Here is a 342-nt window from a genome sequence, read left to right as displayed (position 1 = left end):
TTTTTTGATTTAGATTCATCTCTAATCCTCCATTNNNTATTATCTTAATTTTACTAAATGTAAGATTAAATCTCAACTATTACAACTAATTATTGTAACAAAGATGCTAAAATGCTAAAGACGGCGTTTTTATTTGGAAGCTTAATTCCTGCAATAGTATATATAATTTGGACTTGTAGTATTCTTATTGTAGTACATCATAATAATCCAACATTTTACCAACAAATGATTACAAGTAATGTAGAAGTCGGAGATTTAATTAAGGAATTAAGTAATATAGCAAAATGGCAGTCCGTACAATTATTAGGTCGTGCCTCCGTATTGCAGTTTAGAGTAAATAGT

Annotated in this window: 1 protein-coding gene; it reads left to right on the top strand. The window is 28.0% G+C overall.

Translation table 11 applies throughout. The annotated features are described in order from the left end of the window. Window positions 1-69: 69 nt before the first annotated feature. Window positions 70-342: aromatic amino acid transport family protein (locus tag KYQ89_RS07590; RefSeq protein WP_371920385.1), on the top strand; the 273-nt coding region annotated here is incomplete at its 3' end.

The organism is Rickettsia sp. TH2014, from assembly GCF_019249195.1.
Taxonomy (GTDB): Bacteria; Pseudomonadota; Alphaproteobacteria; order Rickettsiales; family Rickettsiaceae; genus Rickettsia; species Rickettsia felis.
Note: the sequence above shows the minus strand (reverse complement) of the source record. Positions and strands in the feature narration are given on the sequence as shown.